Annotated in this window: 12 protein-coding genes; 1 reads left to right on the forward strand and 11 read right to left on the reverse strand. The window is 67.1% G+C overall.

The genetic code is table 11. The features are described 5' to 3' along the window. Positions 1-140 precede the first annotated feature (140 nt). The gene (leuS, locus tag BN4348_RS54970; RefSeq protein WP_066917087.1) at positions 141-3053 is read left to right on the forward strand and encodes a leucine--tRNA ligase; all 2913 of its coding nucleotides are present in this window, start codon (positions 141-143) and stop codon (positions 3051-3053) included. 1 nt (position 3054) lies between these two features. Here the strand turns inward: leuS and BN4348_RS54975 are convergent, their stop codons facing one another. From BN4348_RS54975 to BN4348_RS55025, 11 genes are all read right to left on the reverse strand, one after another. Next, the gene (locus BN4348_RS54975) at positions 3055-3726 is read right to left on the reverse strand and encodes an SDR family oxidoreductase (protein ID WP_066917088.1); all 672 of its coding nucleotides are present in this window, start codon (positions 3724-3726) and stop codon (positions 3055-3057) included. A 60-nt stretch (positions 3727-3786) separates the two neighbouring features. Beyond that, positions 3787-4284 (reverse strand): MarR family winged helix-turn-helix transcriptional regulator, encoded by a 498-nt coding sequence (locus BN4348_RS54980; protein WP_066917089.1) that lies wholly within the window; start codon positions 4282-4284, stop codon positions 3787-3789. A gap of 75 nt (positions 4285-4359) precedes the next feature. Continuing rightward, complete coding sequence (locus BN4348_RS54985; protein WP_066917090.1) at positions 4360-5109, reverse strand: amino acid ABC transporter ATP-binding protein; 750 nt, start codon at positions 5107-5109, stop codon at positions 4360-4362. Next, complete coding sequence (locus BN4348_RS54990) at positions 5106-6911, reverse strand: ABC transporter substrate-binding protein/permease (protein WP_066917145.1); 1806 nt, start codon at positions 6909-6911, stop codon at positions 5106-5108. The genes BN4348_RS54985 and BN4348_RS54990 overlap by 4 nt, the downstream gene beginning before the upstream one ends. A 48-nt stretch (positions 6912-6959) precedes the next feature. Next, positions 6960-7691: a GntR family transcriptional regulator gene (locus tag BN4348_RS54995; protein ID WP_066917091.1), complete on the reverse strand. Its 732-nt coding sequence runs from the start codon at positions 7689-7691 to the stop codon at positions 6960-6962. A 130-nt stretch (positions 7692-7821) separates the two neighbouring features. Further along, on the reverse strand, positions 7822-8616 hold the full coding sequence (locus BN4348_RS55000; protein ID WP_066917092.1) for an LLM class F420-dependent oxidoreductase: 795 nt from the start codon (positions 8614-8616) through the stop codon (positions 7822-7824). Positions 8617-8631: 15 nt separating this feature from the next. After that, on the reverse strand, positions 8632-9537 hold the full coding sequence (locus BN4348_RS55005; protein WP_372513917.1) for an alpha/beta fold hydrolase: 906 nt from the start codon (positions 9535-9537) through the stop codon (positions 8632-8634). A gap of 24 nt (positions 9538-9561) precedes the next feature. Further along, the gene (locus BN4348_RS55010) at positions 9562-10770 is read right to left on the reverse strand and encodes a DUF1214 domain-containing protein (RefSeq protein WP_066917094.1); all 1209 of its coding nucleotides are present in this window, start codon (positions 10768-10770) and stop codon (positions 9562-9564) included. 2 nt (positions 10771-10772) lie between these two features. Then, complete coding sequence (locus BN4348_RS55015) at positions 10773-11588, reverse strand: sugar phosphate isomerase/epimerase family protein (RefSeq protein WP_066917095.1); 816 nt, start codon at positions 11586-11588, stop codon at positions 10773-10775. Position 11589: 1 nt separating this feature from the next. Next, positions 11590-12759, reverse strand: a complete 1170-nt coding sequence (locus tag BN4348_RS55020) for a sulfotransferase family protein (protein ID WP_066917146.1) — start codon at positions 12757-12759, stop codon at positions 11590-11592. Further along, complete coding sequence (locus BN4348_RS55025) at positions 12756-13883, reverse strand: LLM class flavin-dependent oxidoreductase (RefSeq protein WP_066917096.1); 1128 nt, start codon at positions 13881-13883, stop codon at positions 12756-12758. The genes BN4348_RS55020 and BN4348_RS55025 overlap by 4 nt, the downstream gene beginning before the upstream one ends. Between the last annotated feature and the right edge of the window lie 113 nt (positions 13884-13996).

Raw genomic sequence — 13996 nt, forward strand, 5'->3', positions numbered from 1 at the left:
GAGGCCGACTGTAACCAGAGGTCAAACCCGCTGAACAGGGCCGAAACCGACCTGGGATGAACCTCTGATCGGTGCGCAACGCAACCGAGACCAACCTGTGGCCGGCGGGGCCGGCGAGGCGGTCCTTATACCCTGTTCAGGTGACCGAATCCCCGACCACCGTTTCCGGCGCCGCCGCGCCGGACTCCGATGCGCCGCCGCATCGCTACACCGCGGCACTGGCGGGCCGGGTCGAAAGCGCGTGGCAGGAGAACTGGGCAAAGCTCGGGACGTTCAACGTGGCCAACCCGGTAGGAGACCTGGCTCCCGCCGACGGGACGCCAGTACCCGCCGACAAGCTGTTCGTGCAGGACATGTTCCCCTACCCGTCGGGCGATGGATTGCACGTCGGCCACCCGTTGGGATACATCGCCACCGACGTCTACGCCCGGTACTTCCGGATGAACGGCCATAATGTCCTGCACGCGTTGGGCTTTGACGCCTTCGGGCTGCCGGCCGAGCAGTACGCGGTGCAAACCGGCACGCACCCGCGCACCAGGACCGAGGCCAACGTCGTCAACTTCAGGCGCCAGCTCGGTCGGCTGGGCCTCGGCCACGACAGCCGGCGCAGCTTCTCCACCACCGACGTCGAGTTCTACAAGTGGACCCAGTGGATCTTCCTGCAGATCTACAACGCCTGGTTCGACACCGCCGCCAATAAGGCACGACCGATCGCCGAGTTGGTCGCCGAGTTCGATTCCGGGGCGCGTCGTCTCGACGATGGGCGGGACTGGGCCGGGCTGTCGGCGGGGGAGCGGGCCGACGTGATCGACGGCCACCGACTCGTCTACCGGGCCGACTCGATGGTGAATTGGTGCCCCGGGCTGGGCACCGTGCTGGCCAACGAAGAGGTGACCGCCGACGGCCGCAGCGACCGAGGCAACTTCCCGGTATTTCGCAAACGGCTGCGGCAATGGATGATGCGGATCACCGCCTACGCCGACAGGCTGCTCGACGACCTCGAGGTGCTGGATTGGCCCGATCGGGTAAAGACCATGCAGCGCAACTGGATTGGTCGCTCCACGGGCGCGCAGGCGCTGTTCTCGGCGGCTATCTCCAATGGCGAACGACGTGGCTCAAAGGTCGATATCGAGGTATTCACCACTCGGCCCGACACGCTGTTTGGTGCGACGTACCTGGTGCTGGCCCCCGAGCACGACCTGGTCGACGAACTGGTCGGCACCGCCTGGCCCGACGGCACCGACCCGCGCTGGACGTACGGTGCCGCCACGCCGGCCGAGGCCGTGGCCGCCTACCGCCGTGCGATCGGCGCGAAGTCAGACCTCGAACGCCAGGAAAGCCGGGAGAAGACGGGCGTCTTCCTCGGCGGCTACGCCACCAACCCGGCCAACGGAAAACCGGTGCCCGTCTTCATCGCCGATTATGTACTGGCCGGCTACGGCACCGGGGCGATCATGGCGGTCCCCGGCCATGACCAGCGTGACTGGGACTTCGCCCGGGAGCTGGGCCTGCCGATCGTGGAAGTCATTGCCGGCGGCGATATTACGCAGGCCGCGCACGCGGGCGACGGTGTGCTGGTCAACTCCGGCTACCTCGACGGAATGGACGTGGCGGCCGCCAAGCAAGCGATCACCCGCCACCTTCACGCCGACGGACGCGGTCGCGCGCGCATCGAATTCAAACTGCGCGACTGGCTTTTCGCGAGACAAAGGTACTGGGGCGAGCCATTTCCGATCGTCTACGACGGCGATGGGCGCCCGCATGCGCTCGACGAGGCCGCGCTGCCCGTCGAACTCCCCGATGTCCGCGACTACTCGCCGGTGCTGTTCGACCCGGACGATGCCGGGAGCGTTCCCGAGCCACCGCTGGCCAAGGCGACCGAGTGGGTACACGTCGAGCTGGATCTGGGTGACGGTCTGAAGCCTTACACCCGCGACACCAACGTGATGCCCCAGTGGGCCGGCAGCTCATGGTACGAACTGCGCTACACCGATCCGCACAATTCAGAGCGGTTCTGCGCCAAGGAAAACGAGGCGTACTGGATGGGCCCGCGGCCGGCCGAGTACGGCCCGCAGGACCCTGGCGGGGTCGACCTGTATGTCGGAGGCGCCGAACACGCGGTGCTGCACCTGCTGTATGCGCGGTTTTGGCACAAGGTGCTCTACGACCTGGGCCACGTCAGTTCGCGCGAGCCGTATCGCCGGCTCATCAACCAGGGCTACATCCAGGCCTTCGCCTACACCGACCCGCGGGGGTCATATGTGCCGGCGGACGAGGTGATCGAACGCGGCGGCAGGTTCTTCTACCCGGGCCCCGACGGCGAGATCGAAGTGTCCCAGGAGTTCGGGAAAATCGGTAAGAGCCTGAAGAACTCGATATCGCCCGACGAGATCTGCGACGAGTACGGCGCGGACACGCTGCGGGTCTACGAGATGTCGATGGGTCCCCTCGAGGCGTCGCGCCCGTGGGCCACCAAGGACGTCGTCGGCGCGCACCGCTTCCTGCAGCGGGTGTGGCGGCTGGTGATCGACGAGCAGACCGGCGAAACGCGGGTGGCCGACGGCGCAAGCCATCAACCGCTGGACACGGGCACGCTGCGCGCGCTGCACCGCACTATCGCCGGGGTCTCCGAAGACTATGCGGCACTGCGTAATAACACCGCCGTGGCCAAGCTGATCGAGTACACGAACCACCTCACCAAAGAGCACCGCGACGCGGCGCCCCGCGCGGCGGTCGAGCCGCTGGTGCTCATGCTGGCACCGCTCGCCCCGCACATGGCCGAGGAACTGTGGTCACGGCTGGGCCATAGCGCCCCGCTGGCGCACGGGCCATTCCCGGAGGCGGACCCCGCTTACCTCGTCGAAGACACCGTGGAATACCCGGTGCAGGTGAACGGGAAGGTGCGTGGCCGAGTGGTGGTGGCCGCCAACGCCGATGACGATGCGCTCAAAGCCGCGGCCTTGGCCGACGACAAGGTTCAGGCTTTCCTGTCCGGCGCCACTCCGCGCAAGGTGATCGTGGTGCCCGGCCGGCTCGTCAACCTGGTCGTTTAGGTCATCGCTTGCCCGGCCGGAGCACCACCTCGTGGACATGGCCGTCGGGCGGCGTGGCGATCGCGTTGGCGACCGCCGCCGCGACCGTCTCCGGGCGCAGGAAGTCGGCCGGGTCGTATCGTCCACCTTCGAACGCGACGAGCTCGCGTTGCATCCCGGTGTCGGTACGGCCGGGGTAGATCGTGGTCACGCGCAAGTCAGGCTCGTCTTCGCGCAACGAGTCGGCGAAGGCCCGCATCGCGAACTTGCTCGCCGAATAGGAGGCCATACTCGGCGAGACCGACTGCCCCGCACCGGAATTGATGAATACTACCTGGCCCTTGGCCCGTCGCAGCGCCGGCAGCAACGCCAGCGTCAGTTCCACAACCCCGAAGACGTTCACCGCGAAGGTGGCGCGCCACTCGTCCACATGGGATTCGGCGACGTGCCCAGGGATGGATACCCCCGCGTTGTGCACCAATACGTCTAGTTCGTCGACGATTTCGCAGCTGGCCTCGATCTCGTCGGTGTTGGTCAAGTCCAGCGGAAAAGTGGTAGCGCCGAGCCGTTCCGCGACGGCGTCGAGCCGATCTGAGGGCCTGCCCGCCAGCAGCAGGGTGTGTGTTTCCGACAGCGCTGTGGCGATAGCGGATCCGATACCGCCGCTCGCGCCCGTAATGAGTGCGGTGGGCATGCCACCTAGCGTACGGGAAGCCTACCGAGCCTTACCAATTGCGTTGCAGACCAGTCGCTTTCACGCCTGCTTGCGCGCAGGTGGCTCTCCGGCCGGGCCCGATTCGCCGGAGGCCAGGCGTTCCAGCGGCGCCAGCGCCTTCGTCAGCGTGTTCAGGTCGGACTCGGGAAGCTGACTGAGCATCGCGGCCAGCGCGGCATGCCGGTTGGCCAGGGATTCGGCGTGCACGGCCCGTCCTCGGGGCGTGATGTCGACCAGCACCGCACGCAGGTCCGACGGGTCGCGCGAGCGTTTTACCAGCCCGATCTTTTCCAGTCGGCGGATCGCCACAGTCGTGGTGGGCGTCCGTACCCGTTCGTGCGCGGCCAGGTCGGTCATCCGGATGGGGCCCTGATCGAGCAGGGTGATCAAGATGGACAGCTGCGCCAGGGTCAGCTCGCCGGCCACGACGCCGCTCGGGTCCCCGCGGCGAAGGATCGAAAACAATTTGGACAGCGCACGGTGCAACCCTTCCGCAAGCTCTTTTACCTCGGGCGCGGTGGATTCGCTGTCCGCCATAAGTCGGCAGTCTAACCCGATATGGGTGGCGGACAAGGTAGCTATACCGGACTAACCCCGACTAGTTGGGAACTGTCATAGCACTTGGGAAAGGAATCGCTGTAGCCGCTCGGTTTTTGCGGCTCCGAATATCTGCTCGGGAGGCCCGGATTCCACGTCCTTGCCGCGATCCATGAATACGACGGTGTCGGATGCCGACCGGGCGAAACCCATTTCGTGCGTCACGACCACCATGGTCATGCCGTCGGCGCCGAGGTCGGCGATCAGTTGCAGAATCCCCTTGACCATTTCGGGATCCAGCGCCGAGGTCGCCTCGTCGAAGAACATCACCTGGGGGGCCATCGCAAGCGCGCGTGCGATGGCGACCCGCTGTTGTTGACCGCCCGACAGGGTGCCGGGGCGGGCATCGGCCTTATGCTTCAGGCCAACTCGGTCCAGCTGGGCCAGCGCCAGCTCGCGGGCCGTATCGGCGGGCAGCCGGTGCAGCTTGGACGGCGCCAACGCAACGTTTTTCAGCACGGACAGATGCGGAAAGAGATTGAATTGCTGGAACACCATGCCGATGCGCTGACGCAGCTTGTTGGGATCGTCGCGTAACACCGACCGGCCGTCCAACAGGATGTCGCCGCTGTCCGGCTCGTGCAGTCGGTTCAGGGTGCGCAGCAGCGTCGATTTGCCCGAGCCGGACGGCCCGATGATGGCGATCGTGCTGCCTGCGGGAGCCTCGACATTCACCCCGCGTAGCACCGGGTTGCCGCCGAGGGTTTGATGAATATCCTTGGCCACCAGCGATACCGACGCGCGCCTCAGGGCCCCGGCGGTCACGTGATCTCGTGGCCGAACTTGGTCGCCAGCATGGCGGCGTGGTCGTCGGGCTCGGCGGCGCCACGGCCGCGGCGAAGCCGGGTGTCGATGTAGTTGACCAAGTGGGTGAGGGGAATGGTCAGAATCAGGTAGAACAGGCCGGCGGCCACCAACGGCGACAGGCTGCCGGTCTGCGCGTTGAGGTCACGACCGACCTGGAACAGCTCGCGCTGTTGGGCAACCAGGCCCAGGAAGTACACCAGCGCGGAGGCCTTCAACAGCCCGATGGCCTGATTGACGAGTGCCGGCAGCACCCGCCGGATTCCCTGCGGCACCACCACCAGACGCATCGCGGCCGGGTAGCTGAAGCCGAGGGCGCGGGAGGCTTCGAGTTGGCCGGGATCGACGCTCTGGATGCCCGAGCGCAGGATCTCGCCGATGTAGGCGGCGGCCATCAATCCCAGCGCGGCGATACCCAATGGATAGGGATTCTTGTTGGTCAGCCCGCCCACCAACGGCCCGACGCCCATGCCGATGAGCAGGATGATCACCACTTCGGGGAGCCCGCGGAAGATGTCGGTGTACATCCGCGCCGGCCAGCGCAGCCAGCGCGACCGCGAAAGCCCGGCCATCGCGAGCACCATCCCCAGTGCCAGGCCGATGACGAGGGCGCTGTTCGTCAGGATCAACGTATTGGGCAACCCGACGGTCAATAGCGCGGGAATGGCTTGTCGATACAGCTCCCAGTCGAAGAAGGACTCGCGCAACTGCGCCAGCGTCGACATCGGCGCGCCCGGGCCGGCCGACTCCCGGTGGTGGCGCGCGGCGATCGCGGCGAAGTCCGGTAGGTGGGGGGCGGGTGCGGCCTTCGAGCCGGGTTTCCAGCCGGGCGGCAGGGGCCGCGGCACCCACTGGCAGTAGAGGTTGGCCCAGGTGCCGTCGGCGATGACGGCGTCGAGCCCGGAATTCAACGCAGCGACCAGCGGCGGGTTGTCTTTGGCGACCGCGAAGGCCACGAAATTGCCTGGGCTGAAAGTGTTCGCGACCACCACCGCCGGATCGCCGGGCCGTATCACGGTCGACGCCAGCGTCCCGGGCGCCACCCACGCGTCGATCTGGCGCGTCTTGACGGCGGCGTACAACGTGGCGAAGCCGGGATACTTCACCGGTTGCAGGTGCAACGTGTCGACGACGTACGACTCCTCCACGGTGCCCTGGACCACGCCGATGCGCTGGCCGGCGGCGAGATCGCTGAACTTGTGGATCGCCGAGCCGGGGGGCACCACCAGCGAGTAGAAGCCGAAGTCGTAGCCGTTGGTAAACGACACCGTGCGGCGACGCGCCTCGGTGGCTTTCACCGACGCGGAGCCGACGTCGAAGCGCCGGGACGCCACCTGGGCGAGCAGCGCGGAGAAGTCCGTGCTGGCGAAGCGGACTTGCAGCCCGAGCTTGCCGGCGATGGCGCGCAACAGCTGGTTGTCGAAGCCGCTGAATTCCCCTGTCGGGTTGATGCAGATGTTCGGCGGGGCGTCGGACAGGGTGCCGACCGTGAGGACGCCCGGCGTCCCGAGGCCCAGCGCGTCGACGTTGATCGAGCCGAGCGGTTCGACGGATGCCGTGGTGTCAACGTCATCGTGACCCGCGCCGGGTGTCTCGGTCAGATCGCTGGGCAAGGTCCGCGCGCTCTCCAGGCCCCCGGGCGCGCATTGGTTCCAGTCGGCCGCGGCGGGGACAGCCGGCGTCAGGCCGCAGACCATCAGCATCGTCGTGGCCAGTGCGAAGAGCTTTCGGCGCTTGGTACGCCGGTCCAGGCGCGAACTCATCACGGCTACCGTATCGGCAGTCCGGCGACGCGGCGCGTCAAAGCGGCTTTAGAAAGCGATCGACGGCTCGCCGAGGGCGGCTTCGGCGCCGGCGAAGACCTGGGGCACAACCTGGCCGATGTCGTCGGGTGCGGCGAACACCCTGCGCCGAAACAGCTCCGCCAGCATGGTTTGGGCCATCAGGTTGGACCGCCCGACGCACGCGGCCCGCGCGGCCTCGGGGTCACGCCGGTGTATCGCGGACGTCTCGTCCTCGTAGAACGGCAACATGTCGTCGCGGCTGCACTGGTATGTCATCCAGAACACCCGGGGGATGAGGTTTTGCGACGCGCGGATTGTGGCGTGCAGCCGCGGTCCCGCGTACTCCTCGTTGATCGTGCGCCGATATTCGCCGGCGATCTCCGAGAAGGCCCGGGATTCCTTCGCGGAGCGCAGCGATCGCATGAGCGCATCGAGTTCTCCCAGAATCCGCGGCGTGGGGTTGGTGGCCGCGCGCGCCGAGGCGATCCCGTTGAGCACGCCATCGAGTTCGTGGTGCTCGAGGACGGTGGCCTCGTCGAAGCGCTCGACGAACGCGCCCCGGTGATAACGGGTGGACACGATGCCGTCGTGTTCGAGTTGGACCAGCGCCTCTTGGATCGGGACGCGGCTGACCCCGAGCCCGACGGCGATCTCGTTACGGTCGACGCGGTCGCCGCTGCGCAGTTTCCCCGTCAGCACCAGGTTGAGGATGTGCGAAACAACCTGATCTTTTTCTTTGACCCCGTATTTCTTTGGCATCCGTTTCTTGAGTGCCTTTCAATACCGTCAAACCGCTTCGGCCATCTAGCGCAGAGAGTTTCTCATGTCTTGGCGCGCAACTACAGATGTTTGGCGGATGAATCGGAGACAAACGCGGCTCGACCCGTTGTCAGCGACAATCGCGCCACTTGCACAACTCCTGCGCGGCGGTCAGGTCATAGTCGGGGCCATCGCAACCGACGGTCAGCAGCGTGACGCCCAGGCCCACCAGCTTTTCGGCGTTGGCGACCAGACCGCCGCCCGCTATTGCCCCGTTGACCGCGGCCGAGCGTTCGATGCCGGCCGGGTCGCGGCCGACGTCGGCGCAGTGCCGTTCCAGAACGGCCGACTTCGCCGGAAACTCGTCGGCGGAGGTGAAGCTGTGCCATAGGTCGGCGTGCTCCGCCACCAGCCGCAGGGTCTTGCGTTCGCCCCCGCCGCCGATGAGGACCGGGATGTCTCGGGTCGGCCCCGGGTTCAGCCTGGCCAGTCGCGCCTTGATCCGTGGCATCGCGGCCGCCAGGTCGTCCAGCCGGCTACCGGCGGTCCCGAATTCGTAGCCGTATTCGTCGTAATCCTTTTGCTTCCAGCCGGAACCGATGCCCAGGACGAGCCGGCCGTCCGAGATGTGCTCGACGGTGCGCGCCATGTCGGCGAGCAGTTCCGGGTTGCGGTAGGAGTTGCACGTCACCAGCGCACCGATCTGGATGCGAGACGTTTGTTCGGCCCAGGCCCCGAGCATGGTCCAGCATTCGAAATGAGGACCGTCGGGATCGCCGTAGAGCGGAAAGAAGTGGTCCCAGTTGAAAACGATGTCGACGCCGATGTCTTCGCAGCGGCGAACGGCGCCGCGTATCTGGGGGTAGTGCGGGGCGTGCTGCGGCTGCAATTGCACGCCGATGCGAATGGGGCGGTCAGGATGCATAGCACCACCGTAGGCTCAGTGCGAGTCGAGCACCCCGCGCAGGAGGTCGATCAGGGCGCGCGGTTGGTCGCTTTGCACGGAATGACCCGAATTCTCGACGACGTGCGCCGTGCGGAAATTGGTTGCGCGCCTGCCGAGTTCGGCCGCGTCGTCGTCGGTGACGAAGCCCGACGAGCCGCCGCGGATCAGGGTGATGGGCGCGGACAGGCTGTCGACGTCGTCCCACAGGCCGTCGAAGTCGGGAAATTTGCGGATGGCGTCGTAGCGCCACGTCCACTTGCCGTTGTCGAGCCGGCGGGAATTGTGGAAGACGCCGCGCCGCAGGGCTTTCACCTCGCGGTGTGGTGCGGCGGCGGTGGTCAGGTCGAGCATGGCCTGGAAGCTGTCAAACTCCCGCTCGCCGTGCATCAACGCCACCGTGCCTTGCTGCTCCTTGGTCATCTCGGAGTGTCGTTGCAGCGCCGACGGGGTGACGTCGATCAGGACGAGGTCATTGACCAGCTCCGGGGCGATCGCCCCCAGCCGAATCGCGGTCAACCCGCCCAGCGACATGCCCACCACGAGATCGGCGCTTGACGCGTGCTCGCGCAGCGCGGGCAGCAGGGCATCGGCGTTGAGCTGCGGCGAGTAGTCGCCGTCCTCGCGCCATGCCGAATGCCCGTGCCCGGGCAGGTCCACGGCCAGTGCCGGCGCCCCGAGGCCGACGATGACGGTGTCCCAGGTGTGCGCGTTTTGCCCGCCGCCATGCAGGAAGACGACGCGCGGGGGAGTGACGCCCCAGCGCAGCGCGCTGATCCTGGTGGCCGCCGGGCCCGACTCGACCCGCTCCACGTCGGGCGGTGGCCCCGCAACACCGGCCTGTTCGGCGTTTTCGGACAGCAGCGAGAACTCGGATAATCCGGCCAGGTCGTGTTCGGGGATCGCACTCACGGATCCACCATAGGACTAGAGCGAATAACGCCGGCGGACGCCGTGGAACCGGTCCCACATCGCGGCGGTGCGCTCGGCCGCGGTGATCATGACGGTGTCCGCGGGAAGCGCGCTCATCAGGTCGTCGAATGTGACCGTTCGGGTCTCCAGCGGGACGGGCTCGCCTTCGAGCATGTGTCGGTAGGTGAGGTTGCCGCGTTCGAACCCCTGGGTGTCCAGCCAGTTGTGCACTTTCGGGTCGCGGTGCGCCATGACCAGTCGAATCCTGCCGTCCCGGTCGACCTTGGTGCGGCTGGGCGTGTAGCTGACCGGGCGGTACAGGTAGTCCATGCTGTTGAAGAACACGCCCATGTTGGTGAGCATCCACAGGCCATCGTGGGCGTCGAATTCGACGATCAGCGCCTCGTCGGGTGCAAGCTCCCAGTACATGTTGGCGGCGGCGCGACCGCGTTTGCGGTCGGCGTCGGTCGCGCCGACGTCGGGGAAGGCGTTCGGGGCGCCGGCGTCGACGCCGCCGTAGGTGAAGGGAAAGTCGGGCCAGTCCGCCATGAGGCCGCTGACGAAGTCACCCGCCCAGCCCATCGCCTCGATCATCTCGTCGGGTGTGGGCAGCGGCTTGGGGGACGCCATGTCGATCCGCTCGATCCGCATTTGCGCCGGCCGTTCATCCCAACGGTCAAATCCCTGGCGGATGAACAGTTTTCGTGAGCCCGGTGTGGTGGGCAGCCAGTTGGGCCGACGCTCGGGCCCGCCGATGTAGAGCTCGAATTGTCCGTCGTCGGTGACGCTGAGTTGATGGCCGAACAGGTTGGCCTCCGGTGTGTCGCCGAAGGGCTCGTGCAGCACGCCCGGCCCGGGTACGCGCGGGCCCTGGACGGTGACGTTGAAGAACCGCGAGGTGCCACGATTGCCGGTCAGCCGGTAGGCGGACCGCCCGTCGATCCAGGCTTGCTGGTAGGTGAAGTCGGCGCAGTCGCCGCCGAGTTTGCGGGTCGGCCCGCAGAAGGTGTGCAGCACCGGGTAGCGGGTGTCGCGCGTCTCGAGGGCCAGATCGAAAGCCTGACCCAGGTTCTGGGTCAGGAAGCGGAATGCGTCGACGCGGTGGGCGCCCGAGGCGGGGTTGGCGTCCTTGAAGACCTGCTCGCCCGCGCGCCGCAGCCGCGCGCAGAATTCGTTCCACGCCGATTGCAGCGCGGCGTCGTCGGGCCCATCGCCGAAAGCCATCCTCACGCACCCAATCCGTCGAGCATCGCGCCGACGACATCGCATGCGCGCCGGGCGGATTCCAGGCGGCCCTCCCGGTCAATGCGGGGGCCGATCAGTTCCAGGTCGAAACCGTGGGCGTAGCCGCCGGCGAGCGCTCGGGCGACGAATCTTGCGAGGGGAATCGCGCCGTCACCCGGAACCGCCCGGCCCGGCAACGCCCGGTCGCCGAGCACGTAGTCGCTCAACTGGATGAGCGCCGTCCGCGGCAGCGCCCGCTGCACCATCGCTTCGAAATCGCCTTCGGCCCAACAGTGAAACACATCGATGCACACGCTCAGGCCGGCCATCTCGGCCAGTGCGACGGTGTCCCGCAGGGTGTGGGCGAGATGGATGTCGGCGTACAGGCTGGAGGCGTTCTCGATGGCCAGCGCCACGCCGGCGGCCTTCGCGTGCGCCGCGCAGGGGGCGACCATGGCGCAAAACCGTTCGGCGGCCTGTCCCCAGGAAAGGTCGCCGCGGCCTCCGGTGAGCAGGTAGACGGTGCGCGCCCGCACGCCGGCCGCGGCGTCGATCACGCGGCACAACCCATCCTGCGCGGCCTGCGGGTCGCTGCAAAGACTGCCCCCCGCGAACAGGTGATACACCGCCTCGACGGCATAGCGCTTGCGCTGCAGCAGCGTTGGAAACCTCGAATCGAACAGCTCGGTATCCAGGACGCTCAGGCGGGACACCCCGAGGGTCGCCCAACACGTCTGCAGGTCGGCCAGCGGCGCGCCGTAGAAGGTGACGTCGTGCACGGACAGACGGGGGTGGGCTGGTGTGACGGGTTCTGCCATGTCACGCCCGATTTTCGATCGCGACGCCGAATCGCTCGCGGAACGGCCGGAATTCGGCGTGCAGCGCGTCGAGGTCTTCGCCGATGTCGACCAGCAGCTGGGTGGAGTAGGTGAATTTGCCGTAGCGGTCGCCGCGGTTGTCGGCCAGATACGCGCGCATCCTCGACGCGGCTTCGGCCGTCAGCTCGCGACCGCAGAACGCGTAGTAGCGCCCCACCGTCGCGACGGGTTCGGCGATGAAGTCCGTGTAGCGGATATGCAGGATGCGGGGATCGTCGATCAGCGGGTTGCTCAACGTGTTGGCGATGCCGGCCCGGGTCATCTGGAGGTGCTTTTTCGCCTCCGCGTGCAGGTCGACCGGGCCGACGATGCCTTCGGCGATGTCGGCCATCATCATGGTGCGCGACGCGGCCACCTGTACGGGATCGCGATGCAGCCAGACCATTCTCGCGTCGGGGTAGGTGTCGAAGAGTTCCTTGAGCCGGAACCCGTGAAACCCCTTGAGCACCCAGTACTTACGCGGTCGGCGGTATTGCAGTTGTTGCAGCATGGCTTTGTGCAGCCGATATTGCGCCGCCGCGTCGGTCGCCAGGCCGCCGACCAACGACTGCATCGGCACCCGCCACCACGCTGTCGGTGTCATCACCCGGAAATCGAACGCCCAGGTGCGTTCGTCCTCGGGCAGGCCGTCACCGAGCATGTCGTTGTAGGGGTGGCTGTGCAGCCACTTGGGCAGCTTGGCGTTGATCTCGCGCCAGTCGGCGTCGGCCCGCTGGCGTCTGGCGTCGTCGGGACCGGCGAGGCCCGGCGGTGGCGAGGGGTACATGACTTCCCAGAAGCGCAGCGCCCGGGCCCCGGGATCGACGGACATCAGCGCGTGCATCAGCGTGGTGCCGGAACGCGGTTCGCCGGTGACGAACATCGGCGCCTTGACCACTTCGTCCCCGATCGGGTAGCGGTTGCGGTCTTCGATGAATTCCAGGCGCGAGGTCAGCAGCCAGCGACACACCTGCGCCGCTTCCCATTTGCCGTCGGCGTTCATGCCGAGGCTGTTCAGATGGTCGACGGCGAGGGCGAAGCGCTCCGGCAACGTGGGGTCACCGTAGTCGTGCAATCCGGTCTCCGCCTCCGCGGAGGCCAGCATCTCGTGGGCACTCAACGTTGCGGTCACGACACGTCCCCGCACAGCCGGAGGAGTTCGTCCTCGGCGGCCCGAACGTTCGACGCCGAATTCGCCGCATACTTCTGGCCGGCCATGGCCCCGTAGTCGAGGATCTTTGGCACGCGCAAACCCGCGTCCACATACGACTTGATGATTTTCGCGACCTCTTTCGGCGTTCCGTGGGGTACCACGGCCAGGACCATCTCGGGCTGCACGCCGTCCAGGAAGTCGATGATCCGTTCGCGGGTGAGCACGCCCGGGTCGATGTCCTGAAATCCGCGCCAGGTTTCTCCCATGGGGTGCTCGAAGCCGAAGCCGCGCAACGTCTTTGCCGACACCTGCAGCAGAAACGCTTTGACCAGGGGCGCCCGCAAGATCTCGGCAAGGGCGTCCTCGTCCCGTCCGATCAGACACACCTGGATGAAGCACGGCGTGATCGCCAGCGGGTCTCGGCCCGCGCGGTCGGCGGAGGCCCTTACCGCGCAGAGCATCTCGGCGTAGTGCTCCGGCGTCCAGGCGCCGGCCGGCCACCACCCGTCGGCGTGCCGGCCCGCGATACCCAGCATCCGCGGGCCGCTGCCGCCGATCCAGATCGGTGGTAGCCGGCCCTCGTAGGGCTCGGTGTCCAGCCGCGCGTGCCGCAGTGAGTAGAACCGTCCGTGAAAATCGATGGGGCCGTCGCTTTCCCAGAGCAGGCGGATCACGGCCAGCGCCTCCTCGAAGCGGCTGACCGGCCGTGCGAAGTCGAAGCCGTAGGGCAACGCGTTCTCGCTCTCGCCGCTGCCCAGACCGAGGACGAAGCGCCCCTTGGCGAGGTGATCGATGGTCAGCGCGGTCTGGGCCAGCAGGGCAGGATGCCGGCGCACGGTATCCACCACGGCGCTGACGAGCGGAACCGTCTCGGTCAGCACCGCGGCAGCGGCGGCCACGGCCAGGCCATCGAGGTGGCGGTGCGGCGATGGCGAGGCGTCGGCCAGGTCGGTGAATTCCGGAGTCCAGATCGAGTCGGGCCAGAAGCTGACCATGTGGTCCGGAAGCCAGATCGAGTGGTACCGCCCGCCGTCCAGCTCGGCGAGGCGCGACAGATCGAGCGGCAGCGTCGTGCGCAGGAACGCGGCGGGTTGAACTCTCATCGAGAACTGATGCTAAGCACCCGCACAGCGTCGTGTCGACGAATTGGGCCCCGAAGACGACCGTGGGGTGAGGTCGCCTGATGCGTCCCTCACCCCACGGTCGATGAAACCGG

The organism is Mycobacterium interjectum, assembly GCF_900078675.2.
In the GTDB taxonomy this organism is placed as follows: domain Bacteria; phylum Actinomycetota; class Actinomycetes; order Mycobacteriales; family Mycobacteriaceae; genus Mycobacterium; species Mycobacterium interjectum.